Origin of the sequence: Paenibacillus sp. NPDC058071 (assembly GCF_042885235.1) — a bacterium.
In the GTDB taxonomy this organism is placed as follows: domain Bacteria; phylum Bacillota; class Bacilli; order Paenibacillales; family Paenibacillaceae; genus Pristimantibacillus.
In genome coordinates this window covers 110984-134678 of the sequence record NZ_JBHVSK010000006.1, presented here as the reverse complement: position 1 = coordinate 134678, position 23695 = coordinate 110984, and the positions used below count along the sequence as shown (strand labels likewise).

At 51.1% G+C, this 23695-nt stretch carries 23 protein-coding genes and 1 pseudogene; 3 read left to right on the top strand and 21 right to left on the bottom strand.

Annotated features, from left to right (window positions below):
- Positions 1 to 74: 74 nt before the first annotated feature.
- A complete protein-coding gene (locus ACFVTB_RS12160; protein WP_387748845.1) occupies positions 75 to 830 on the bottom strand; it encodes a YwmB family TATA-box binding protein in 756 nt (251 codons plus the stop codon).
- Between the two features lie 202 nt (positions 831 to 1032).
- Here ACFVTB_RS12160 and ACFVTB_RS12155 point away from each other — a divergent pair, with 202 nt between their 5' ends.
- Together ACFVTB_RS12155 and ACFVTB_RS12150 are read left to right on the top strand one after the other, a co-directional pair.
- Complete coding sequence (locus tag ACFVTB_RS12155) at positions 1033 to 1386, top strand: hypothetical protein (RefSeq protein WP_387748843.1); 354 nt, start codon at positions 1033 to 1035, stop codon at positions 1384 to 1386.
- Positions 1387 to 1497: 111 nt separating this feature from the next.
- A complete protein-coding gene (locus ACFVTB_RS12150) occupies positions 1498 to 2172 on the top strand; it encodes a hypothetical protein (RefSeq protein WP_387748841.1) in 675 nt (224 codons plus the stop codon).
- Between the two features lie 115 nt (positions 2173 to 2287).
- Here the strand turns inward: ACFVTB_RS12150 and ACFVTB_RS12145 are convergent, their stop codons facing one another.
- From ACFVTB_RS12145 to ACFVTB_RS12075, 15 genes are all read right to left on the bottom strand, one after another.
- A complete protein-coding gene (locus ACFVTB_RS12145; RefSeq protein ID WP_387749372.1) occupies positions 2288 to 2938 on the bottom strand; it encodes a response regulator in 651 nt (216 codons plus the stop codon).
- 57 nt (positions 2939 to 2995) lie between these two features.
- A complete protein-coding gene (locus ACFVTB_RS12140) occupies positions 2996 to 4012 on the bottom strand; it encodes a sensor histidine kinase (protein ID WP_387748839.1) in 1017 nt (338 codons plus the stop codon).
- Between the two features lie 82 nt (positions 4013 to 4094).
- Positions 4095 to 4808 (bottom strand): PspA/IM30 family protein, encoded by a 714-nt coding sequence (locus tag ACFVTB_RS12135; RefSeq protein WP_387748837.1) that lies wholly within the window; start codon positions 4806 to 4808, stop codon positions 4095 to 4097.
- A 2-nt stretch (positions 4809 to 4810) separates the two neighbouring features.
- The gene (locus ACFVTB_RS12130) at positions 4811 to 5329 is read right to left on the bottom strand and encodes a PspC domain-containing protein (RefSeq protein WP_387748835.1); all 519 of its coding nucleotides are present in this window, start codon (positions 5327 to 5329) and stop codon (positions 4811 to 4813) included.
- The gene (locus tag ACFVTB_RS12125; RefSeq protein ID WP_387748833.1) at positions 5317 to 6003 is read right to left on the bottom strand and encodes a PspA/IM30 family protein; all 687 of its coding nucleotides are present in this window, start codon (positions 6001 to 6003) and stop codon (positions 5317 to 5319) included. Before ACFVTB_RS12125 ends, ACFVTB_RS12130 begins: the two co-directional genes overlap by 13 nt.
- 30 nt (positions 6004 to 6033) lie before the next feature.
- Entirely contained in the window at positions 6034 to 6330 is a 297-nt protein-coding gene (locus ACFVTB_RS12120) for a LiaF transmembrane domain-containing protein (protein ID WP_387748831.1), read from the bottom strand.
- Between the two features lie 273 nt (positions 6331 to 6603).
- Complete coding sequence (locus ACFVTB_RS12115) at positions 6604 to 7077, bottom strand: RrF2 family transcriptional regulator (protein WP_387748830.1); 474 nt, start codon at positions 7075 to 7077, stop codon at positions 6604 to 6606.
- A 253-nt stretch (positions 7078 to 7330) separates the two neighbouring features.
- Positions 7331 to 8632: an LLM class flavin-dependent oxidoreductase gene (locus ACFVTB_RS12110; RefSeq protein WP_387748828.1), complete on the bottom strand. Its 1302-nt coding sequence runs from the start codon at positions 8630 to 8632 to the stop codon at positions 7331 to 7333.
- Between the two features lie 2 nt (positions 8633 to 8634).
- Entirely contained in the window at positions 8635 to 9183 is a 549-nt protein-coding gene (locus tag ACFVTB_RS12105; protein ID WP_387748825.1) for a GNAT family N-acetyltransferase, read from the bottom strand.
- On the bottom strand, positions 9180 to 11228 hold the full coding sequence (locus ACFVTB_RS12100; RefSeq protein WP_387748823.1) for an ABC transporter ATP-binding protein: 2049 nt from the start codon (positions 11226 to 11228) through the stop codon (positions 9180 to 9182). Before ACFVTB_RS12100 ends, ACFVTB_RS12105 begins: the two co-directional genes overlap by 4 nt.
- A 22-nt stretch (positions 11229 to 11250) precedes the next feature.
- Positions 11251 to 12144 carry an ABC transporter permease gene (locus ACFVTB_RS12095; protein WP_387748821.1) on the bottom strand — a complete coding sequence of 298 codons (894 nt, stop codon included), beginning with the start codon at positions 12142 to 12144 and terminating at the stop codon, positions 11251 to 11253.
- 56 nt (positions 12145 to 12200) lie between these two features.
- Positions 12201 to 13127: an ABC transporter permease gene (locus ACFVTB_RS12090; RefSeq protein WP_387748819.1), complete on the bottom strand. Its 927-nt coding sequence runs from the start codon at positions 13125 to 13127 to the stop codon at positions 12201 to 12203.
- Between the two features lie 23 nt (positions 13128 to 13150).
- Positions 13151 to 14815: an ABC transporter substrate-binding protein gene (locus tag ACFVTB_RS12085; protein WP_387748817.1), complete on the bottom strand. Its 1665-nt coding sequence runs from the start codon at positions 14813 to 14815 to the stop codon at positions 13151 to 13153.
- A gap of 767 nt (positions 14816 to 15582) precedes the next feature.
- A complete protein-coding gene (locus ACFVTB_RS12080; protein WP_387748815.1) occupies positions 15583 to 17259 on the bottom strand; it encodes an ABC transporter substrate-binding protein in 1677 nt (558 codons plus the stop codon).
- A gap of 128 nt (positions 17260 to 17387) precedes the next feature.
- Positions 17388 to 18398: an ABC transporter substrate-binding protein gene (locus ACFVTB_RS12075; RefSeq protein WP_387748813.1), complete on the bottom strand. Its 1011-nt coding sequence runs from the start codon at positions 18396 to 18398 to the stop codon at positions 17388 to 17390.
- A 345-nt stretch (positions 18399 to 18743) separates the two neighbouring features.
- Between ACFVTB_RS12075 and ACFVTB_RS12070 the strand changes: the two are divergent.
- A pseudogene (locus tag ACFVTB_RS12070) lies at positions 18744 to 18945 on the top strand (LLM class flavin-dependent oxidoreductase); the annotation flags it as partial.
- A gap of 95 nt (positions 18946 to 19040) precedes the next feature.
- On the opposite strand, the gene ACFVTB_RS12065 reads toward ACFVTB_RS12070, so the two are convergent.
- From ACFVTB_RS12065 to ACFVTB_RS12045, 5 genes are all read right to left on the bottom strand, one after another.
- Positions 19041 to 19664: a TetR/AcrR family transcriptional regulator gene (locus ACFVTB_RS12065; RefSeq protein WP_387748811.1), complete on the bottom strand. Its 624-nt coding sequence runs from the start codon at positions 19662 to 19664 to the stop codon at positions 19041 to 19043.
- Positions 19665 to 20047: 383 nt separating this feature from the next.
- Positions 20048 to 20800: a sugar phosphate isomerase/epimerase family protein gene (locus ACFVTB_RS12060; protein WP_387748809.1), complete on the bottom strand. Its 753-nt coding sequence runs from the start codon at positions 20798 to 20800 to the stop codon at positions 20048 to 20050.
- Positions 20801 to 20855: 55 nt separating this feature from the next.
- Positions 20856 to 21860 (bottom strand): zinc-dependent alcohol dehydrogenase, encoded by a 1005-nt coding sequence (locus tag ACFVTB_RS12055; RefSeq protein ID WP_387748807.1) that lies wholly within the window; start codon positions 21858 to 21860, stop codon positions 20856 to 20858.
- Between the two features lie 2 nt (positions 21861 to 21862).
- Positions 21863 to 22780, bottom strand: a complete 918-nt coding sequence (locus ACFVTB_RS12050; RefSeq protein WP_387748805.1) for an AraC family transcriptional regulator — start codon at positions 22778 to 22780, stop codon at positions 21863 to 21865.
- 28 nt (positions 22781 to 22808) lie between these two features.
- The gene (locus tag ACFVTB_RS12045; protein WP_387748803.1) at positions 22809 to 23636 is read right to left on the bottom strand and encodes a sugar phosphate isomerase/epimerase family protein; all 828 of its coding nucleotides are present in this window, start codon (positions 23634 to 23636) and stop codon (positions 22809 to 22811) included.
- Between the last annotated feature and the right edge of the window lie 59 nt (positions 23637 to 23695).

Sequence of the window (23695 nt, the reverse complement as noted above, 5' to 3'; positions counted from 1 at the left end):
ATGTAGTTTAGCATAATAATCCTCAAACTGCCATTCATCCCGTATATAAAATACGAATAAACCGATACAAAAAGCTAATCTCCCGCAGGCTGTGCGTAATCGCCCGTGATGAGCGGCACTCCGGCAATGAGGCGAAGCTGTCCGGTTTCCGAATCGCGATGAACAGCTGCCTGCAAATTCGCTTTTTTACCTTTCCCGGCTTCGACAGATACATACAGCTTCTCCGTATAATAGGTCGTACTGACCGTTCCGCCGTCGTCATAACGATCGACCTTGGACGCGCCAGCCCGCTGCGCCAGCTTCTCCGATGCACTATTATATTCCGTCAAGCCTCTCGATGTCATTCCTATCCGATAATCCGCTTCTAATTGACGCAGCGCGTCTTCCATCCGTTCGATCAATTCAAGCAGCTTGTCCCGATTCGCTCCAGAGCCGCTTGTTGTTCGGAACAATACGACAAGCCGTCTCTCTTTGCCCGAGGGCAGCGCATCCGCCGTAAGGATGCCGCCGTAGGACGGAAGCTCCTTTATAGCTGAACGGACTTGATCGATATAGATCAAATTTTGAGGCGCTTCCTCCAGCTCCGGCTTGAGCGCCTCAAGCAGCCGTTCGACCGTCGCCTCATTTCCTGCCGCATCCCAGCGAATCGACCATTCCGCTCGGGCAGCCCCGCCTTTGTACAAACCGTCCGTCCATTCCCATAACGCCCTCAAGTCATGCTGATCAGCGCTTACGGCTGCCTTGTCAGGCGTGATGCCCGACGCCGGCTTGCCTTTCCCGCTTGCCGCCCAATAACCGCCGATTAGCAAAATAAGCAAGGCGGCAAGCACCGCCGCACGCGCCCCTTTACTGCCGTAAACCGACTGTCCCCGCTTTATACGCTGCTTGACGATGACAACCGCCGCCTTTCTTGCCGTATTGGTCCGGCTAAGCAGCCCGTAGGCTTTTAGCCGAAACTGGGTAAATAACTATACGCATTCGCCCTTGGGTGAATAGACTGTGTCAAACCGATTTATAGGAGGATGGCCAGCTATGGAACAAATTTACCCTCTTCAAGAGGATGTTATTAGCCAGTTTTGCGGCATGCCCGTTTGCGTTATTTTACAGGATGGCAGCCGGCATGTTGGCGTTCTTAGCCGCTGTGGGGGCGGGAAGCTCGTGCTGAACGATCCTGCCGGTGAAATAAGCGAAGAGGAAATTATCGCCGAAGCTACGAAAGCAAGCAAGACGAAAAAAGGAAAACCGGCCAAAGCGAATCCGCCAAAGAAAGACGTTCAGGCCCAGTCCTATCCGTACACTCCATACAGCTACAATTCTTTCTCCCCGTTCGGCGGCGCGCTTGCGATTGATCTTGCATTTATCGCCTTTCTGTTCCTGCTTCTCTAATCGTTCGACAACGGCTTTCGCCAGACATTGCGACGGCTCTTTCTTATGCTGAAACTAAGCCATGCCGGGCAACTCCCGGCGAAACGCCGGCTATTGAAGGAGGAATAGCAATTGAACGTCCGACCGACTCAACGCATGGAAAATGTAAGGCGTCCCGCGCCCGCGCAACCCGCCAATCGAGCGGCCGCTTACCCGTACCGGGAAGAGAAGCCTCAGCTGCCTCCCGAGCTCGGCTTCAAATTGCCTATGGCCGAACAGCTTTCGGACGCTGTCGCTGCCGAATGGCTGCTCAAGCTTCATCATGCTGAAGTGACGCTGCGGCTGCGCCTGAAACGGCTTCATGCCGATGCCGACGGCAAGGAAGGAGCAGCGCTGGAAGCGCTGCGGCTGCTGACAGCCGTTATGAACGAGCTGCTGGCCTATGCCCAGGAGAATCGGAACTACCTGAACAGCCATCAAAAGGAAACGCTGCTGCAAGCGATGCGGGCAAGTGAAGCCTCAAGAATCGGGCTAATAATTGAACAGGAAGCCAACTGGCACATCGACGAAGCCCTTGCCGCTCTCATCCATCGCCAAGAGCCTGGCCGATTAAATGCGCTTGTCAGCGAACGGGGCGGCTTGTATCGCAAGCTGCTGGAGCGGCTTGCCCCAATGTGCGGCGGCACGGTGAGCGATATCGTTATTGAAAGCAGCTCAAACAACCGGCTTCCCTACTTTTATAACTATAATTCGCAATTCTACTGGCCCTTCCCTGCCAGCGGCCGCTTTCTGAACCGAAAATATTAACTTCTTTTTCCACAACAAAAAACACCGAAAACGGATGAATCCGGATTCCGGTGCTCTGGCAGCTGCTCTATGGCTCAGGAACGCCGCATCTGCCCCCGCTCACGCCCTGACTTGCTTATTCGGCAATCCCTTGCTTATGCGCATAAATGGCGGCTTGCGTACGATCGTCCACACCCAGCTTATTGAATATATTCGTAATATGGAATTTTACCGTCTTCACTCCTATGTAGAGCTGGTCGGCGATTTCTTGGTTGGACAAGCCTTGCGCAACCCTCTTCAGCACGTCCATTTCACGTTCGGTCAAATCCTCGTGCAGCGGCGCTTGCAACGGCTGCTTTGGCTGCCGAAGCCGGTTCATCATTTTGGCCGCTACCTGCGATTCGAGAACGGATTGCCCGCGCGAAGCGGCCCGGATAGCGTCGGCGATCTCGTTCGCCCGCGACGTTTTCAACAAATAGCTGAAGGCCCCCGCTTCGATGACTGGGTACAGCTTGCTGTCGTCCAAATAGCTTGTCAGCACGATTACTTTACAGTCGGGGTACAATTCCAGCAGCTTCTCTGTCGTCTCAACGCCGTCCATTCCTTCCATCACCAAATCCATGAGAACGACATCCGGCTTATAAGCTTGCGCAAGCCGTATCCCGTCATAACCGTTGCTGGCTTCGCCGACGACCTCGATTCCTTCCTCGGTATCCAGTACAGCGGCCAATCCGATCCGTACCATCTCATGATCGTCTACCAGCAGCACCTTTATCGATTGATTCAACTGTTCAGTCGGCTCCACACAAATCCCCTGCTTTCCATCATTAATTGTCTCTATTCCTTATCGTTCGCTTGCATTCGCATCCAGCTGCACGAGCGGAACGCGTATATCGATAACGGTGCCTTCTCCCGGTTTCGAGGCCATCTTCAGCGTGCCTCCAAGCTCCGTCACCCGTTCTTCCATCGTTAGCAATCCGTACGATGTCTGTTTTTTCGCTTCCAGGTCGAAGCCGATTCCACTGTCTTTCAACAGCATGCGAACCTGATCGCCTGAACGCTGGAGCTTGATCTCCATGCTGTCCGCTTTTGCGTGCCGAAGCGTGTTCGACAAAGCCTCCTGGGCGATGCGAAACAGATGATCCTCCGCCCCCGGCTGCAGCGCAATCGTATCGTCCACTTCCAGTTGAATCGTCATCGGCACCTTCTGCTTTAGTTCCTCGACAAGCACGGTCAGCGCCAACGCCAAGTTTTTGCCGTCCAGATGCACAGGACGCAAATGAAGGAGCAGCGCCCGCATTTCGGATTGCGCAACGGCTGCCATTTCCTCGATCAGCTGCACCTGTCTGCGCGCACGCTCCCAGTCTCGTTCGATGGTACGGCTGACAGCCGTCGCCGTCATCGAAATGGCGAACAGCTGCTGGCTGACCGCATCATGCAGTTCCCGGGCAAGCCGCTGCCGTTCCTCGATAACGGCCGAAAACTTTACCTTTTCCGTCCAAATCGGATCGGTCTGCGCCGGTTCTTCTGCCGACTCCGCCCCGCTATCGTTCAGCGAGTCGATGGTTACGCGAGGGCGATGCTTTCTCTGCTGCTCCGTCAACCGCTGCAGCGCAGCTTTCAGCTTCGAGTTTTGCAAGTAACCGACCAAAGCCGCTAAAGCCATCGAAGCGCCGATGACGCTTAGCCCGATGACGGCCCACTTTCCTTGCAAGGTGAACAGCTTGATGTAACCGATGCTCTGAAGCACGATGACGACGAGACTGACAATGATGAGCAGCCATAGCACCGTCTCCGTTATGTTTCTTCTGCGCGCCGCTCGATTGCCGCTTTCATGCTCAGGCGGCCTCCGTTCTGCCATCCGGTCCACTCCTTCTTATCATTAAGCAGGCAAGAGCAGACCGGGAATGTCCCCGGTCCGCCCTTTGCTGCCGTGCAATCGATTATTCAGCGTCAAACGATGTTGTCGCCGGAGCCGCCGATTTGTTCAGCTTGCTCTTCAACGCTTCGAGCTGCTCGTCGACTTTCATTTTCTTCTCGGCATCCGCTACGTTAAAAGTAGCAGCTGTCGTTCCGCCGTAGTTGTGTGGCGTGCGAAGTACGTCCGCTTCTGCTTCGAGCTGGATGATTTTCTCTTCCATCCGGTGGAAGCCTCTAGAAGCTGTACCGCTGTCGATCGAATGATTCGACGAAATCTGCGCCATTTGTTTTTGCGCTTTGGCCATTTGAGCTCGCGACGCCAACTCATTCCGTTTGTTGCGGAGCTGATAGAACTCTTCCTTCATCGTGTGAAGCTGCTGCATCAAGCCCTCTGCCTGAGCTTTGGCTTGCGTATGAAGGTCGGTATATTCGATCGTTTTTTGCTCAAAGTAAAGCTTTTCTTCCAGCAGCTTGCGTGCCAATTCCTCATGCTCGGAGCGCAGTGCCGCCTCCGCTTTCGACTCGCGGTCCGCCGCGCTGCGAACCGCTTCTTCCAAACGCTGCTTCATGCGGCGCTCGTTCGCCATTTGCTTCGCTACCGTTACTTCCGCTTGATGAATCTCAGCTTCCATGTCGCGCAAGTATTGGTTAAGCATAACCACCGGATCTTCAATTTTATCCAATACTTCATTCACCGAAGCCTTCGTCATGTCCTTCATTCTTTTAAAGATACCCATTGTTAAATCTCTCCCTTCTCATATTTGGCCAGTTTGGCCCGTAATTCTTCATTTTCTTTGTGCAAAGCCTTTTTCTCCAGATCTTCCATCATCCGGTCGAATTGAGCCGAAGTTTGCTGTTCATTTGCTCCCGCCGATTGGGTGTTAGCGTTAGCGCCCCACGACGGTTTTGGAGGCTGAGGCGGGTTCGTGTACGGTCCGCCTTGGTACGAATTGCTGCCGTAAGGACCGTTTCCGTTTCCATTGCCGTAGCCGCTTCCACCGAAGCCGCCCGGTCCGCCGTAACCTGGACCTGGACCCGGACCCGGACCGAAGCCGTTGTAATACGGCGGTTCCTTCGGTACGACCATACCAGCTAAGAGATAGACCAGAATGACCGTTCCGCTAGTAAGAATCGTGACGACGATGAGCAGAATCCGGATCAATGTCGCATCGACATTAATTAACTCCGCCAAGCCGCCGCACAAGCCGAATAATTTCTTGTCTCGTGACGAGCGGTACAGTTTTTTCAAGACGTCCACCCTTCCTTAGCGAGCTTTTTCTTTAACTGATCTAACTCGCGCTCGATGACGGATTGTACCGTGTTGCCCGCTTCGGAAGCGAACTCCCTTCCCATGCGGCGCAGGTCCTGGAAGCTCTTAGCTTCCAATTCCATATCGCTGATGCGATCTTCCAGTCTTCTGAACATCGTGCCTGGCTGAACGCCCTGCTCGCCGTAACCGCCGGTATATCTTGCGTTCATTCGCTGCTGCAGTCTAAGCGATTCCATACGAGCCGCGTAATACTCGCGCTTATCATAGACGGACTGGTATTCGCTGCGCATTTGGCGAAGCTGATCTTCCAGATCCATCGTATTTTGTTGGCTCTGCTCGTACAAATTACGGTACTGTGCGGAACGTTCCTCCGCATTCGCTTTCTCGTGGAGAGCGATGCGAGCCAGTTGTTCTTCTCCGGCTTTCAAAGCCGTCATCGCCTGATGCTCGCGTTTCTCCTTTTGCTGCTCAGCTTGCAGCCATTGCGCCTTCAAATGGTTGCTGTGGCCTGCGTATTGCTGGTACAGCCTCTCCGCTTGAATAATATCTTCTCTTGTCGCCCATAAAAACTGGTCAATCAAGCGAACCGGATCCTCCGCTTTCTCCAATCGTTCATTCAACGTGGCGACCGTAATGTCGCGCACTCGACGCATAATGCTCATCTTTCGAACCCCTCCTCGCCTATCTCGTTATTAATATCCGCGATTGCTGCCGTTTCTGATTTTCGATACGCCTAGTACGATCAACGCGATCGCGATAGCTAGGAAAATAATGCTTGAGAATTTGCTGACCAGCATCAAAACCCCGATTGCGGCCAGTATGCCGCCAATCCATTTCTTGTCGTTCTTCCAACCGACCACCCCGAGTCCGATTAGAATAAACGGGAAGAAGAACCAGAAAATCGATCCGAAATGAACCCCTATAAAGTTAAGTACAACGATCGCTCCAACAACTACGAGCAAAACGCCAAGCGCTTTTTTGCCATTCATTCTATTATCCACCGCCTTTCTATTATCGTGCAATATGTCTTTCTACTGCCGGGTGCTGCTTGCTCTCTTGCTTATGTTCTTATTCTAGATCGATTCGCCCTTTTCTAAAACGGACCTGCGTCGGTTTTTGCACTAGACCAAGGTCGGGGTACCTGCCCCGTCCCCCGAATTACCCGGTCATCAAGCAAAGAAACCGCCCCTTCCTGCGGGCGATTTCTCTACTGTTACTTTCCCTATTAGACTGCTGACTCTATCCCTTTTCCCGATACAGCATCATTTCACGGTATGACGTTTGGAAGCCTCGTCCAGTACCGTCTGAACAGTATGCTCTTCTAAATAGCGATGAAGCTGCTGTTCCGCGCCGTCCATCACTTTTTTAACTAGGCATTCTCTCTTTTCGGAATGATCGCATTCCGGGTGCGAAGCCTCATTGCCGCTTAACAGCTCATGCTGCCGGGAACTCGAATTGGAACACTCGAACAGCTGCTGTCTGCCTTCAATCACTTGGATGACATCGAGAAAGGTAATGTGTTCGGCCGGTCTAGCCAGCTCATAACCGCCGTTCACGCCAGGTACAGCTCGTACGATTCCATCCTGCCTTAGCTTCGACATAATTTTCGACAAGTAGCTGTCCGAAACGCCCAGCGCTGCCGACAATTCCTTAATTCCAATATTATGACGTCGTTCCGCGTTGCCCAAATGAATTAAAGCATGCAGAGCGTAATCTGTGCTTTTTGAAAATTGCATAAAAGTCGTCCCCCTGTCTACGAGTTTAGATCATAGATGTATGATATCCATATTAAAGGAATCGATTTTCAGATGCAAGAGATGACCGTTTCCAATCCTTCATAAATAATAGAGGCTGTCCCATCATTAATGAAATGATTTTGGACAACCTCTATCTTCGCCTTGCACTCGGCGTATTATTAAATTGTTTTGCACACAATAACGTTGGTGCATAAAACGCCGTTTACTGGCCGGATTATCATTCTAATACAGCTTAAGCGTATCGATTCGCCGGAATGCCCAAGCCAAGATTTCCTCTCAGCGTAGAGCTTTCGTATTCCGTGCGGAACAGACCTCTTTGCTGTAAAATCGGCACGACCTCATTCAAGAAATCATCCAGTCCGAACGGACCGAACGGTACAAACATAAAGCCGTCCGCGGCTCCCGCTTCAAACCACTGCTGAAGCTTATCGGCGATTTGTTCGGCTGTTCCGATAAACGGACTGCGCGGCGTTGTAGCCTCAATCGCAAGCTGGCGCAGCGTCTTTCCGCTTTGCAAATCTTCCGTAAATTGTTTAAAGGTGCCTTCCTGGCCTGGTATAAGGGAAAGCAGGTTCAGCGCCGGCTCATCCAGCGGAAATTGCGATAGATCAAGATGGTTGAAGAATCGGCTCGTATACTTAAGCGCATGCTCGATCGTAACCAAATTCGCGATTTCCTGATATTTTTGCTCTGCTTCTTCTGCGGTCTTGCCGATGACCGGCGAAATATTCGGGAAAACTAGAATATCGTCGGCGGATCTGCCAAACGTCTCGGCTCTTCTTCTCATATCTTCGCGGAAATTGGTCCCTTCCTCGATCGTCTGCGGTATGGAGTAAATGGCGTTGGCGAATTGAGCCGCAAAGTTTCGGCCGGGCTCCGACAGTCCTGCCTGGAAAATAACGGGCTGTCCCTGCGGGGAACGTGCGACGTTTAGCGGTCCTTTTACAGAGAAAAACTTCCCTTTATGATTAAGCGTGTGCATCTTCTCAGGATCGAAAAACACGCCTGTCTGCTTGTCACGAACAAAGGCGTCGTCCTCCCATGAATCCCATAATCCTTGTGCGACTTCCAGATATTCAGTGGCCAGCTCATATTTTTCATCGTGCTGAACCGTTTTTTCATTGAAATTGTGGGCAGCCCCGTCGAGCAAACCGGAGGTGACGACATTCCAGCCAGCGCGGCCGCCGCTTAACATGTCCATACTCGCAAATTGGCGCGCAATCGTAAACGGATCGCTGTACGTGGAAGATACGGTGCCGACCAGACCGATTTTAGAAGTGACTGCAGCCAGCGCGCTCAACAAAGAGATGGGTTCCAGCCGATTTAAAAAATGCGGCATCGATTGCTCGGTAATATATAAGCCGTCCGCAATAAAGACGATATCGAAGAGCGCCGCCTCGGCTTTCTGCGCCCATAGCTTGTAAAGCTCAAAATTGACGCTTGCGTCCGTCTGGGCGTCGGGATGCCTCCATTCCGACATGCTGCCTCCGATGCCGCGCAAATTGACGGCCAGTTTCATTTTCCTGCTTCCCATGTTCACGCCTCCTCCTCTAATCCGTTCAAATCAAGCCGGTAGCCTTCCATAAAATGCTCATCCGAATAAAAGTCCTGATCGGTGGCGCGCGTAAAGCCTAAATGCGTGTATAACCGCACAGCCGGTGCGTTGCTTTCCGATGAAGTATGCAAAAATAAAAAAGCGGAGCCGGACGCCGACGCTCTCCTCGCGCTTTCATGCACAAGACGGCTGGCAATTCCCTTGCCTTGCCATTCCGGCAAGACCGCAAGCCTGCGTAAAATTGGCGTTGCAATGGCATCGTTGACGATGCCGTATGCTTCTTCGAAAGAATGGAACAATTCGCCCGTTCCAACAATAAGGCCGTCCGCTTCGGCAACAAACCGCTCCTGAGAACCCTCTTCCAAATAGGTGAGCAGCGCTTGACGGAGCGCTTCTTCTATTCCGGGGTGTGAGACGGCAAATTGTTCCCAAGCCCGCGTCAGTACATGGATAACGGAATCATAGTCTGCAGGCACTGCGCTGCGGATGCGGATATTTGACTTGCTTGATAAAGGGTTTGTCATACTCATTGCAGTTCTCCTCCAGCTTGGATAGGGTGGTGACATGCCGTAAAGTGCTCTTTGCCGATCTGTTGCCAGACGGGCGCTTCCGCTTGGCATTTGTCCGAGGCTGCCGGGCATCTGGTATGAAACGGACAGCCTGTCGTACGAAATGCCTGTGAAGGCACTTCTCCTTTTAGCGGCACATACTCTTTTTTGCCGGAAGGATCGGCAGCGGGAATCGCTGACATTAACGCCTGCGTATATGGGTGAGCCGGAGAAGCGAACAAGGTTTCCGTCGAAGCAAGCTCAACAAGCTGTCCCAAGTACATCACCCCTACACGATCCGACAAATGTCGAACGACATGCAGATCATGGGCAATAAACAAATAAGTCAGCCCAAGTGTTCGCTGCAGCTCCTGCAGCAAATTAATGATTTGCGCCTGTACGGATACGTCCAAGGCAGATACCGCTTCATCCAGTACGATAAATTTCGGATTTAGAGCAATGGCTCTCGCAATCGCAATACGTTGACGCTGTCCTCCAGAAAACTCGTGCGGATAGCGATTGGCCGAGGCAGGATCAAGCCCTACCAGACGCATCAGCTCCTCCACCTTCTCTTTCCGTTGCTGAGAAGACAGCGAGAGGTGCACGCGCAGCGGCTCTCCGATAATATCCGCAACCTTCCAGTGCGAATTGATCGAGCTGTACGGATCTTGAAACACCATCTGCATTTCGCGGCGCAAGCGGTGTACTTCCTTCGGCTTCGCCCCGGTCAGGTTAAGCCCTTCCCAGTTGATTTGACCGTCCGTTACCTTCTCCAATTGCAGCAGCATGCGACCCAGCGTCGATTTGCCGCTGCCGGATTCTCCGACCAGACCTAGCGTTTCGCCCTTATAAATTTGCAAAGAAACGTCGTTCACCGCATGAACGGCATGCTTGCTTCTTGTCAGCAGCCTGCGGCTGTTTATCGCGAAATTTTTGGTGACATGTACTGCTTCCATTAATACATCATCGCCGTCCATATCTGCGGACGCAGCGGCAACCGTCGCCGTCGCCTTTTCCTGCTCGTACATCTCCCGTTCTGTGCCGAGCGGAAACTCCGCTACTCGTTCTGCATGCCAGCAAGCAACGCTGTTGGCCCCGTCAGCTACGGCAGGCGGTTCTTCGGAGCGGCATTGATCGGTCGCAAACGGGCAGCGAGGATGAAAACGGCATCCCTTCGGTAAATCGGCCAAATTCGGAATAGCCCCCGGAATGTGATACAACGGCTTTGTGCGATCGCTGTTCAATGTCATGACTGACTGCAGCAGTCCTCTTGTGTATGGATGCTGCGGCTTCTCGTACAGCGACTTCACATCCGACACCTCGACCACCTTGCCCGCATACATCACCGCTACTCGATCCGCCATTTCCGCAGCGACCCCCAGGTCATGCGTGATGAGCAGAATCGACATGTTCAGCTCCGCTTTCAGTTCTCGCAGCAGCTGCAAAATTTGAGCTTGAATCGTAACATCAAGCGCGGTCGTCGGTTCGTCGGCAATCAGCAGCTCCGGCCCGCAGGCTAAAGCCATCGCAATCATGACGCGCTGCCGCATGCCTCCCGACAGCTCATGCGGGTATTGCTTCATGCGAAGCTCCGCATCGACGATACCTACTCGTTCAAGCAAGTAAACCGCACGCTTCCAAGCTTCTTCCTTCGTTCCAAGGCCATGGTGGAGCACAATCTCCATAATCTGATGGCCGATTGTAAAAATAGGATCAAGCGCGGTCATCGGCTCTTGAAAGATCATCGCAATTTTCCTGCCGCGGAGCTTGCGGAGCTCGGCGGCGCTTAACTCCGCCAGATTGAGCCCGTTCAACCGGATCGAACCTTCCGCAATCCGTCCGTTCTCATAATCGATAAGCCGCATCACCGACAAGGAAGTGACGGTTTTGCCGCTTCCCGACTCGCCGACCAAACAAAGCGTCTCGCCAGGAGCGATCGTCAAATCAATCGTGTTGACCATGTTTCGGGGGCCTTGCGGCGTCATAAAATCGACAGATAGCTGTTTAATATCCAACAAGTTTTCCATCTGTTATGCGTCCCCCTTTCTGTTAGCCTTTACGCGGACCGACAGCGGCCTGCAATTCGTCCCCGAGAAAATTGATCGATACAACTAGCAGCGTAATTGCGAGCCCCGGGAAGGTTGCAATCCACCATGCCATCGCAATATAGCTGCGGCCCTGGGAAAGCAAGCCGCCCCAATCGGGAATTTCTTCGGCGCTGCCGAGCCCGAGAAAGCTCAGTCCCGAACCCATTAAGATGGCGCTCCCAACGCCAATCGTCCCCAAAACGAGCAAGGACGATAAAACATGAGGCGCAATATGCGAAAAAATAATGCTAAAATGCGAGGTTCCGTTCGCTTTCGCCGCTTCAATGAACGTGCGGCTCTTGATCGACAGCACTTGACCCCGTATAACCCGGGCAAAGCTCGGAATTTGCGCGATGCTGACTGCGATAATCAAGTTGAGCCTGCTTGGCCCGAGCACAGCCGATACCGTCAAAGCTAACAGGATGCCGGGTATCGTCATTAAAGTGTCGATTAACCTCATAAGAATGGTGTCGACCAACCGCCCCGCATAACCGGAAACGGCGCCGATTAATGCGCCGACGCTCCCGCCTAGGAGCACGGCGGAAACACCGATTAACAGCGCGTCCCTGCTGCCGTATACGATCAAACTGAAGATGTCGCGGCCAAAATAATCGGTTCCGAGCCAGTAGCTTCCGCCCGGCGCCTTCAGAATCGCCGCCGCATTCATGTCGGTAGGGGAGTAAGGTGCAAACCATTGAGGCGCGAGCGCAAACAACACGAGACATGCGATAAGAAGAAGGGAACCGGCCATCATCGTTTTTGAAAAGAGTCCTCTGTTACCGCCTGACATTCTCTTCTTTTTTTGCTTCCTTCCGCGCCATACATGCGAGGATGCCGTCGACTCCGTTTGTGTCATCGTTTGCCTCCAAATCCGGCAGCGGAATGCCTGCCGCCTTCACTGCCAATCCAGTTTTATTTCTGCTGACGAATCCTTGGATCGATAATCGCATAGGAAAGGTCAACGATCAGATTTACAATAATATAGATAGAAGCCGTTATAAGGATCGCTCCTTGGACAACGGGTAAATCCTTGGCGAGAATCGCGTCGAGGATCACTCTGCCGACACCCTGTCTCGCAAATACCGATTCAATGACGACGGCGCCTGCGAGCAGTTCGCCCAGCAGCATGCCGATCATTGTCACCGCCGGTATAAGCGCATTGCGCAAGACGTGCTGATACATAACCGCCCGCTCAGGCAGCCCTTTTGCGCGCAGCGTTCTTACAAACGGCTCGTTCACCACTTCTAAAATACTGTTTCGAACCATCCGGGCAATGAGCCCCGCTCCTACAATGCCCATCGACGTCGCTGGGAGCAGAAGATATTGAAATCCTCCAACGCCCGAGGCTGGGAGCCACTGCAACTGAACGGAAAAGAACAGAACGAGCAGAATGGCGACCCAGAACGTCGGCATCGAAATACCAAAAACGGTGAGCAATCGGATGAGATGATCCAGAATGCGATACCGGTAGACCGCCGATAATACGCCCAGCAGCAAGCCAAAAACAACTGATATAGCCATGCTTAGAAGCGTTAGCGACAGCGTTGCGGGAAACTGCGCCATCAGCTTGACCATCACGTTCTCGTTATCGACCAGCGATTTCCCGAAATCGCCGTGAAACATTTTGCCGATATATTGAAAGTACTGCTTGTATAGCGGTTGATCGAGCCCGAACTCGTGCCGCAGCTTTTCCACAACCTCCGGCGATACCGGATTGCCCGCGATTTTAATATTGATAGGATCTCCGGGCAGCAGATGAAGAAGAAAGAAGACGAGCGTTAAGGTACTAAGCAATACGACAATGGAAACCAGCAATCGATTTAGGATGACTCTAAGCATTTCCCTCCGCTCCTTCCTCCTCTCTATTTCGCAATCGCCACATCGTAAAAGACCGGATATCCAGGGAAGTCAAAGGAAAGGCCGCTCACTTTCTTGCTCGAAGCGATCGTGTACGGGAATACATACACCGGAATGGATACCACATTGCTCACAAAATATTGCTGCAAATCTTTATATCGCTCGATCCGCTTGGCCGGATCGGCTTCCTGATAGGCGTCCTTCAGCTGCTGCTCGATCTCAGGATCGTAGAAACGGGCAAAGTTCGAGTTCGCATATTCGTTCGTCGACCAGTTCGCTTTCGAGAACAGCGTTCTTAAAATATCCGGGTCGCCGCCAGCAAAGCTGTGGCCGATCATATCATAGCTGCCCGCTTTCAACGCGTCCACATATGGGCCTGCCGCTGTCACGGTAATGTTCAATTTAATGCCAACTTGCTTCAATTGCTGCTGAACCATCTTAATGATGTCTTCGCGTTTTTCCCGGTTACCGGTTAAATCGATATAGTTGATCTCCAGCGCTTTGCCGTCTTTCGCCCGAATGCCGTCCGAGCCCAGCTTCCAGCCCTCTTCCTCCAGCAATTGATTCGCTTTGTCGATATCGACTTTATACGAATTTTCCAGAGACGCATCGTAGCCTAGCGTGGAAGAAGACAATGGACTCCAGGACCGCGGGAACGTTCCCAAGTACAGCGCGTTGACGATCGAATCGATATCGATGCCCGACTGCACCGCTTTACGCATATTGACATTGTTCCATGGCTCTTTCTCGTTATTGAAGGTGAGCTGGAACACGCCTCCCGGGAGGAGCGCTTTGTCAATTTGATATTTCGCATCCTTCTGCAAGGCTACGATGTTTTGCGCCGGAATCGACTCCGCAGCAAGCACTTGACCGCTTTGCAGACTGCTTACGCGCGTCGCTTCCTCTGGAATCAGCTTCAATACGACCTTGTCCAAATAGGCTGGGCCGCTATGCTCGGCTGCCGGCGAAGGCCAGTTATAATCGGCGTTTTTCTCCAGTACGAGCTCCGCGTTCGGAACCCACGACACAAGCTTGAAAGGTCCTGTACCGACCGGATTTTGTCCGACTTTGTCGCCAAACTTTTTAAAGGAATCAGGAGATTGGATACCTAGAGCCGACTTTGCCGCGTTGCTCAAGAAAGGAGTGAACGGCTCCTTAAAATTCACTTTGATCGTAGATTCGTCGATCACTTCGGACGACTCGTACGGACCAAGCAATTGCTTCGCGTACACCGATTCACCTTGCGGATCGGCGCTGCGGTCGAAATTGACTTTAACAGCTTCTGCGTTAAACGGCGTACCGTCATGGAACTTCACATCTTGGCGAAGCTTGAACGTGTAGCTCTTATTATCAGGCGAAATCTCCCACGATTCCGCCAGCCAAGGCTTGAGCGTATGATCAGGCAGCTCGGCTACCAAGCTGTCAAATATATTGCGGCCGATACGAAACTCAATATCGGACGAGGTTACCCCTACATCCAACGTGTTAGGCGACCCGGCAAGCGCAAACGTTAACTCCCCGCCGTTCGCTTTCGGAGATGCGGAAGCTTCTTCTTTCGAATTTGTATTGGCAGGCGTATTTGTGTTTCCGCCGCTGCACCCTGTGACGATCAATGCAAGACCGATCGCCAAAATCATTAAACGCTGCATACCGCGTAAGGAACGATTCATTTTCTCACCTCATCATGTTTTGAAAACAAAGCTGTGCGATAACTTATTTTAATTATCGCATAGGAATACAAGGAATTAAGTCACAAGTTGACCGCGCGTTCAACTTGTAGTTCATTATATTTCGTTCCCTTATTGCTGTCAATTTTAAATTTTTTGGTTAATTCGGCTTTAAACCGAGGGAACGCTTGCTATGAAGTGAGTGGAAAAGCTGCGTGTCCTTTACCTTCCGTAAGAGGGTTGTGCGATCAACCGCCTCAATCGATCCACAAGACAAGCTTGTGGAAAGGAGTGTTTTAATGGTTCACAATGGACAGCAGCGTTATCGTATCCATCAAGCGGTCAAATCTGACCGTTAGAGCAAAAAACAAAGCCTATTCCCTTTCTTTAAGGACATTAGTGACCGTTAGAAGATGATTTCACGCTATTCTCCGCCCCTATCCCATGCTTAGGGACATTAATGTCCCTAAGCGAGCCAAAATTTCGAATAATCGGTGCTAACGGTCACTACTGTCCATTAACTAGGCTCAAACCCGAAAATCAGTGCTTGGCTCAAACCATCACTCCTTCTTTTCGAATGCAAAGTCTTGCTATAACGGTCACTTGTGGAGCAGACCTCACTAATTAGAGTGTCAAGCACTGACTGATTATGGTGTAGAGCCGAAATTTCATACCTATTGAAAAACGCCAAACCAAAGAAACCCGTCGTTATGGAAAACGACGAGTTCTACTCAACAATCTGGCTGCACCGCCCCGGCGCAGCCTTCTTATTATCTATTTTGCGAAGCCGCCGAGCATCCGCCCGAGCGCAGTAGAGCCGGAAGATGGTCAAGCAGCTTCTCTTGGGTAAAAGCGTCACCGAAATTCCACTTGGCCTCCTCGACCAAGTAGGCGCGTCCTTCTCGAACGGCCTTCAGGCCTTGCCATCTCTCGCTTTCCATCAGCGTCTCTGTGGACTCGCGGGACTTCGGATTGTCAGGCAGGATGAGGAAAATCCGGTCTCCCGCATAGTCCGCCAACGCTTTCTCGGATATTTCCTTATAAGCCCTTTGCTGCTCCAATAGCGTTCTGACCCGTTCCGCCGGTTGAAATCCAAGCCCATGGTAAAGCGTCTCCGTCAGCCCAATTGTCCCCATAACGAACAACCGCTCACCCCGATGATAGATGAAAACGGTAGCAGTCTCTCCTTCTCGCACCTCCGTCCGCAAGCTCTTCCACATCTCGTCGGCCCGAAGATGATAGCGGCGAAGCCACATCTCTGCTTCTTCCCGCATGCCAAGCAGGCTGCCCAGCTTCTCCATTCTTTCCTGCATGGAGCCGTAGCTGTCAAATGCTGCGGTCGGCGCGATTTTGGCCAGTGAGCCATATTGCTGCTCATCCGCGCTCGAGAAAATAATCAGATCAGGTTTCAACTCCGCAACGGCCTCAAGATCGAACGGACGGCCAATGTCAGCGACATCCGCCAATTCCTCCTCGTACCATGCGGCTCTCGACTCGCCCAAATCACTGCCAACCGGCTTCATCCCCAGCGCAAGAAGATCACCTATCGTTTCACCGAAGCAGACGATTCGGCCGGGATTCGCCGGAACAAAAACTTCATGCCCTCTCCAATCCAATACGGGAACACGGCGATTCATCGTTTCGGCGAATTGCCGGGGAGCCAATCCCGTCGCCTGGCGAAACTTCCGGGACAAGTAATATTCGTCCAAAAACCCGGATTGCCGGGCAATCTCCCTGAGAGGATCCTCCGTATACAGCAGAAGCTCCTTCGCCCGCTCGACTCTCAACTCCGTTATATAATCATTCGGCTTTTTGCCCGTCAGTTCCCGGAATACCTTCGCATATTGCCAATACGGTACCTCGGCTTGAGCAGCCAACTGCCGAACTGACAGCGCTCCGTCGTAATGCTCCTTGACATATTGAATCGAGTCTTGTACCGCTCTCAGCGGGAAGGCCAGGTGGTTCGTCTCCTTGTTGCTTTCAAGAAGAAGCCCTAGCAGCTCCTGAAATAGAAGGTTGCGTTTAAATACACCCAGATCGCCCATCGAAACATCCATCTCTGCGAGCCGTTCCGCAATCTGGGCCGCTCGGGCAAAGGGGTAGGCTTGAAGCGGCCCGGGGTAAGGCCAGATGGCTTCGGTAAAACACTCTGCATGGCCCGCCTCGAGCTTCACGGCATGGTGGGCTATCCGATAATAGTTAACGGGCCGATTCGCTCCGCGATCGATCGAGTACTCCGTTCCTGGCGGAAGCCAGAAGATTTGCTCACCCTCTAGAGAATAGAACCGTTCCCGAACATGGAGAGCGCCCTCGCCGTCCAGAAACAAAAACAACAGATGCGATTCGGCTATGCCCTCCTCGAACATCTCCCGCTCCGTCCCTCGGATCACACAAGCGCCCTCTAGTTGAAATAACAAGCTGTCAAACGAAATAGACGGTTTCCTCATAGCAGGGCGCTCCTTCGTTTTTAGTGAGAATGGTTATCATTTATATCATTATAAAATAAAAGAAAGAAGCTTTTCAACGTCTTTCCGTGAAAAGCTTCTTTCCGAGAGAAGTTTAATCCATCGATTTATTACGGCTTGGCGAGAAGCTTTGGCAGCTCCTCCAGCAGCCACTCGCGCGAGACTGCGTCGCTCAAAGACTTCATGATTGGAATTTCATAGACATATCCGTTACTCACCGCAGGAAGGGATTTCCACACGGGACTATTCTTCAAATCCGATGTACTCTGCTGAGCATCCTCCGACACTGGGGTCAGAACAAAGATCCGGTCTCCCGCGTATTCCGGCAGTTTTTCCAACGAAACCTCTACAAAGCCGACCTCTTGCTTCATCGTGCTCTCAATAATTGCGGTCTTTTTGAATCCGCCTTCGCTGTAGAGAAGCTGCGGCAAACCTGCCGACATCATGACGAACAACCGATTGCCAGGATAAAAGGTCACCACGGTTGCCGTCTCGTTCTCGCCGACTCCTCCTGCGTGAATCTCCTTCCACATCGCTGCTTCCCGCTCACTGCTTTTCGCCAGCCAAGCGGCTGCTTCATCCTTCTTGCCTAGCATGTCGCCTAACGTCGTCAGCCTGTCCGTAAGGGAAGCGAACGAATCATAGCTCACGGTAGGCGCCACTTTAGAGAGCTGTTCGTACACAGCTTCATCGCTATTTCCGAATACAATCAGATCCGGTTCCAATGTTATCGTCTTCTCCACACTGATAGGCAAACCCAGATCCTCTGCGGAAACAACTTTATCCTCGAAGACGCTCGCTTTGACGTTGTCCTTTAATATGCCGATCGGCGTGATGCCGAGAGCCAATATATCTCCCGTCGTATCCGCGTAGAAGACGACCCGCTTCGGATTGACCGGAATTTCGACTTCGTGCCCCGTCCAATCCTTGAACAACCGGGTCGTCGCATCGTTCGAAGTCTCTGCGGGCGCCGTTGCGGCAGCGTTTGCCGTCGCCGGGCTTGGGGATGTTCCGCTCGCCTCCCCGGAGCTATTCGAATTGCCGCATGCGCTCAGGGCAAGCGCCGCCGCGATAATCAGTATGGCTAGCTTGCCTGTATGTTGCCTATAACTCTTGTTCATTCTATTTCTTCCTTTCGTCGTATCGTTCACTAATCGATAATGATTTTCATTATCGTATCTGTTTATTATAGGAGGCAACCCCCTACTGTTCAATGGACAAATTAAAATGCGCGATTTGATTTTGTCCATTCCCCTGCACAGCTTGAGGTTCAAATTGACAGCCAACGGAATGCTCGTTATAATGTTTAATAAATTGACCCATTGGTCAATTTGTGGAGTTTTATATTTTTAAATCCAAGTTTACTTATTTGAATTTGTTTATATAGTCAGGAGGATCTTACGTGAGCCGAAACAAACTAAAGCTTGCAGTCAATTTACTCGGTGTCGGGGACGGCATTTCCGAATGGAAGCATCCCAATGCCTGAACAGGTCACGGACAAGCTGCAGGAGTGGTTTGAGGCGGGGGCTGCCGACGGTTTTATGATCGGTTCCTTTTAGGCCGTTCGGACTCGATGATTTCTTGAACGAATTCGTTCCAGTCTTGCAGAAACGCGGCTTATTCCGGACGGTTTACGAGAACGATACGCTTAGAGGAAATCTGGAATGAACGATTCCGAAAAATCGTTATAGCTGAAGTTGATTCTGGAAAAAAACAAAAATCCGCGAAAAGCTTTTGCCGGGGCAGCGACTTTCGCGGATCTTTTATTGGCGGAGAAACAGCTTTAATGCATTCTCGACGCTTGTCTCGTCAAACTGTTCTTCGTTTCTAATATTTTCGATAAACATGCCAATAACGACAGAGGAATAATGAACCGAAATCTGGTGTGCGTCTCCTTCGATGAGCTGCCCGGCAGCTTGTCCTTGTTTAATTAACTCCGTAATCGTTTGCTGGTTAAACCTGCGGGCTTGATCCACCCTGCTTTTATAAGGCTCAGGCAGCTGTTCAAAGCTTAAAAACTGCATCGAAAAGGCCATATTTAACTGCATCCCTACCGGGTCCCCGGCAAGCTTGGAAATGCGCAAAACAACTACCTCTTTCGCAATTTGGCAAAGACGATCCCAAGGCGTTCCAGGCTTCACGTAGAGTAGATCGTGAGCGTCTTGTTCGGATAAGCCTAAAATATCGACTGCAAGCGTGCTGAACAGTTCAATTTTCGATTCGAAATAGTTATAAATAAGACCTTTGCTCATTCCCGCCGCTTTCGCAATATCGCTGATCGTCGTCGCATGGAGCCCGTTTTCAACAAAAAGCGGCAGCGCCGATTTTAAGATTTGTTTTTTTCGTTCCTCGCGGAGTTGAATATCTTTTTCAACATTTCTTGGCATCCCGTATAAGCTCCTTGATCTTATTCACGTATTCGTAAACCATTATATTCAATTGTTTGGTTCGCCACAACTATAGTTCAAAACAATAGGCGGGGTAAAACCGCTGCGGGACAGAGGATTCTTGCAATCGCTGTTAAAGCCCGATTCCTTTACTTAATTGAAGTTTGCGGTAGGAAGGAATCACGCTTTAAAGGCGAACACTATCGTTTCTCCAGAATCCCTCTGTCCCTTCGCTGCCCTATCCTTTTCCGTCAAGCATTAACCTTTATATAGAAGGTTCACGAATTTTGTTTAATCCCTTTTTTCACAAAAAAAGCCGGCGCCTTTGAACATCGGCGCCAGCTTGGCTTGTAGATATGAGCTTGTCGTACAACATTGCGGTATTAGATCAATTCGAGACGCTTCAAGTTTCTATAGCTGATGGCCAGGCTTTCGAGCGGATCTCTGCGGCTAAAATCTTGTTCAACCACCAGCCACTCCGTGCCGACCTCCTTGGCCGTACGGGCAATGGCTTTAAAATCGAGAATACCCTCGCCGATCTCGGCAAAGAACGCTTCCTCGCCCGCTTCCACGTCCTTAATGTGCAGCAGCGGACAACGGCCGCGCAGCTTGCTCAAGTATTCTACGGGATCCAGACCTGCGCGCTTTACCCAGTACGTATCCAGCTCCAATTTGACCAATGAAGGGTCCGTCTCCTGGAGCAGCCTGTCCAACGCATAGACGCCGTTAAAGGTTTTAAACTCCCAATCGTGGTTATGATACAGCAGCTGCACGCCCCGTTCACGCAAACGTGAGCCGATCTCGTTCAGCTGCGCCGCCTTGATTAGCAAATCCTCTTCCGAGTCGAAGTGATAGGAGAGCGCCACATATTTCTCGGCGTCCACCGCCTCCAAATAATCGGCGATGCCGTCCGGATTGGAAGCAAGCTCCTCAATTCCCGAATGAAAACCAGTCACCTTTAAGCCGAGTTGATCGAGCAGCGACTTTTGTTCGGCCACTGTCATACCTGCCGGCGGCGGTCCAAGCTCAATGCCCCGATAACCGATTTCGGCAATTTTTTTTATCGTTCCGATATAATCTTTGCTAAGATGATCCCGAACAGTATAGGGCTGTACGGAGACAGAAAATGTAGACATATTGCAACAAGCTTCCTTTCTTGCCTCTGGGATGCGGTTTAGATTTTATAACGAATTAAGACCAGTCGAACACGACGCCGTGATAATGATCTTTGTCGTTGCGCAGACCTTCATAAGCCTGCGGCGCTTGCTCCGGCTTCAAAATATGGCTGATTAGCGGCTCGATCTTCAACTGCTCGCGTTTCAGCAAATTAAATATAATTTGAGAATTTCGCGTAAGCGAATGCTTGACGAACGAATCCGGTTCTACCGGATATCTCCACTCGTGAGCGCCTTTAAAGGTAAGACAGCCGTGCCCGTCCAAATGAACGTAGTTTAATACGTCTGTAATATTGCCTTGGAATTCGCCCCGCGGGCTGCCCAGCAATATAACTTCACCGTATTTCGCCACCCATGGCAGTCCGTCCGTCACTACTTTCGGAATGCCGGTCGCATCGATTAAAGTAGATACCCCTCTGCCTTGGGTAATCTCGGCTATCTCCTCTTTCACTGTTGCTCCGGACTGTACCGCATAAGCGACACCGCTTGCTTTAGCAGCATCCAGTCGATTGGTCGACAAGTCGATGCCGATTACGAAAGCGCCCTGCAAAGAGGCCAATTGTGCGGCCATGTTGCCGATCAACCCTAAGCCCGTTACCGCTACATGATCGCCTAGCTCAATATTCGATACGCGCAGAGAGGTCATTGCGACGGAAGCCATTCGTGTAAACGGCACCCAATGAAGAGGCACATCCGACGGCGCCTTCAAGAAAAGGCCGCTCGTTGAAATGACCGAATACAAGCTGTGATCGCCATAGTGAAACACATGATCGCCTTGCTTATACCCTTCCACTTCTTCGCCTAACTCGATGATTTCACTCACGGAAGAATAACCTGGAATCGAAGGCATTTGGAACCAGCCTTCATTGCCCGACAAGCAAGCCAGCTCGGTTCCTGGGCTGATTAAGGAATATTTCTTTTTAACCAGCACTTCCCGTTTTCCGATTTTGAAGTCGCTCTGCTGTTCCGTTTCGACCTCGACCTGCCATGGCGCTTTAAAAATAATTTTTTTATTTTCCATAATCAACTCTCCTTTGAATTCGCTGTTTGCATGCTGCGGCTTCTTGCCAAATAATTTTCAATAAATTGACTGGCGGTAAGACCAACGATCGTTTTAAACGTTCGGCTAAAGGAATGGATGCTCGCAAAGCCGACTTCATCCGAAATTTGCGTAATCGTAAGACGGTTTTCCAGCAGCCTTCTTTTCGCTTCCTCTATCCGAACATGTGTCACATACTTATGGATTGTAATGCCCAACTGCTCTTTAAAGAGACGAGACAGATGGTTGGTCGACAGGCCCGTATAATCACCAATTCGCTCCAGCTTCAATTGAGGATCGCTGTATTGCTGCCGAATGTAGACAATTGCCTTCTCGATGGAAGCCCAGCCTTTCGTCTTTGTCCCTTTTCCTTCCGACGACTCGCGTTGGTTTCTTAGAAAATAGATCAGCAGTTCCAACGCCAGTGATTTCATAAAAAGGTGACTATAAGGCCGTTGGCCGATAAATTCCTGTCTCAACAGGTGGAATCTTCTATGCAGCTCTAGTCGGAGCGCGGGGTGGATTCGCGAAATCGGATTTAACGCCGATAGCAGTTCCTCTTCCGGCTTAATCTCGATTTGCTGATCCTGATTCACCCCGGTATCAGCCCAGGTGCTCTGATCGTCCCAATGGAATAAATCAAAATGAAAAATATATTGAATCAGCGGCTCACTCGATGTCGCTCGGATAAAATGAAGCTTCATCGGCGGAATGAGGATGACGTCCCCCGCCTTTATCTCATATTGAACGCCGTTCAGTATGATGTCGGCCTCGCCCTGTTCGATGTACGTATACACATGATCGAAATCCAGCCATTCGCCGACAAGATACTGGAACTCGGTTATCTTCACAGAGCGCACAAACGGCGACAGCCTTTCCATTCCACTGATGCTTCTTTCCATCCGATCCTCCGCCTATATGGTGTTTCTTCTATTTAATAGAGAACGCTTGCGAGAAGCCTTTGCGGGAACGCTCCAGCAGCTCATCCACCGATTGGTTCGGCTCCTCTTGCGATAGCACTTCCTGAGAGACGACTCCCGTATATCCCATCTGATCCAGCCTGCGCAAAAACTGTGCCAAGTCGATTACGCCTTCTCCCGGATACAGACGGTCGTTATCGAGCAATTGATCGATCGGCTTATCTTTTGCATCATTAATATGAACATGAGCGATTTGATCCGACCGGAGCGAATCCCATTGGCCGGCTTCCATTTCGCTTGTATAGCTATGATAGGAGTCCATAAGCAATCCGACGTTAGGCAATCCAATCGCTTCAATCAGTTCCAGCGTCTCTTCAACCGTCCATATGAAAGGATTTTTCCATGTCGTACGATAATGATGAGGACCGACAAATTCAAGCGCCAGCTTAATGTCGCGGCTTTCGAGGACCTCGGCGCAGCTTCTCAAACGGTGAACCGTTTGGGCCATAAAGAAGGCCGATTTCTCATCAGTCGAAGGCAAAATGTAGGTCGTGAATACGCTGATACCCAGCTCCTTAGCCGCATCGGCATATTGAGGCAATTTCGAGAGATCCTTTAGAAACTTGTCGTTGTCGTTTCGCCAATCGACGCCCACATCGCTAGCCCCTGCGACGATTCCATTGGTTTGCAGCGCGCTTTTAATGAGAGCGACTTTATTCTTTTCTACGATGCTTCCAATATCTAAATCAACCGCTTCGAAACCGTATTCGGCGGCTTTTTGAATGAAAAGAACGTCGTCAATATTTCCAATTCCGGCTTTCGTCAACCCTTTTTTCATTCACAGTCTCTCCTTTTATGTTGGTAGCCGCTGCATTTTTCCCTATGCAGGTTACTACC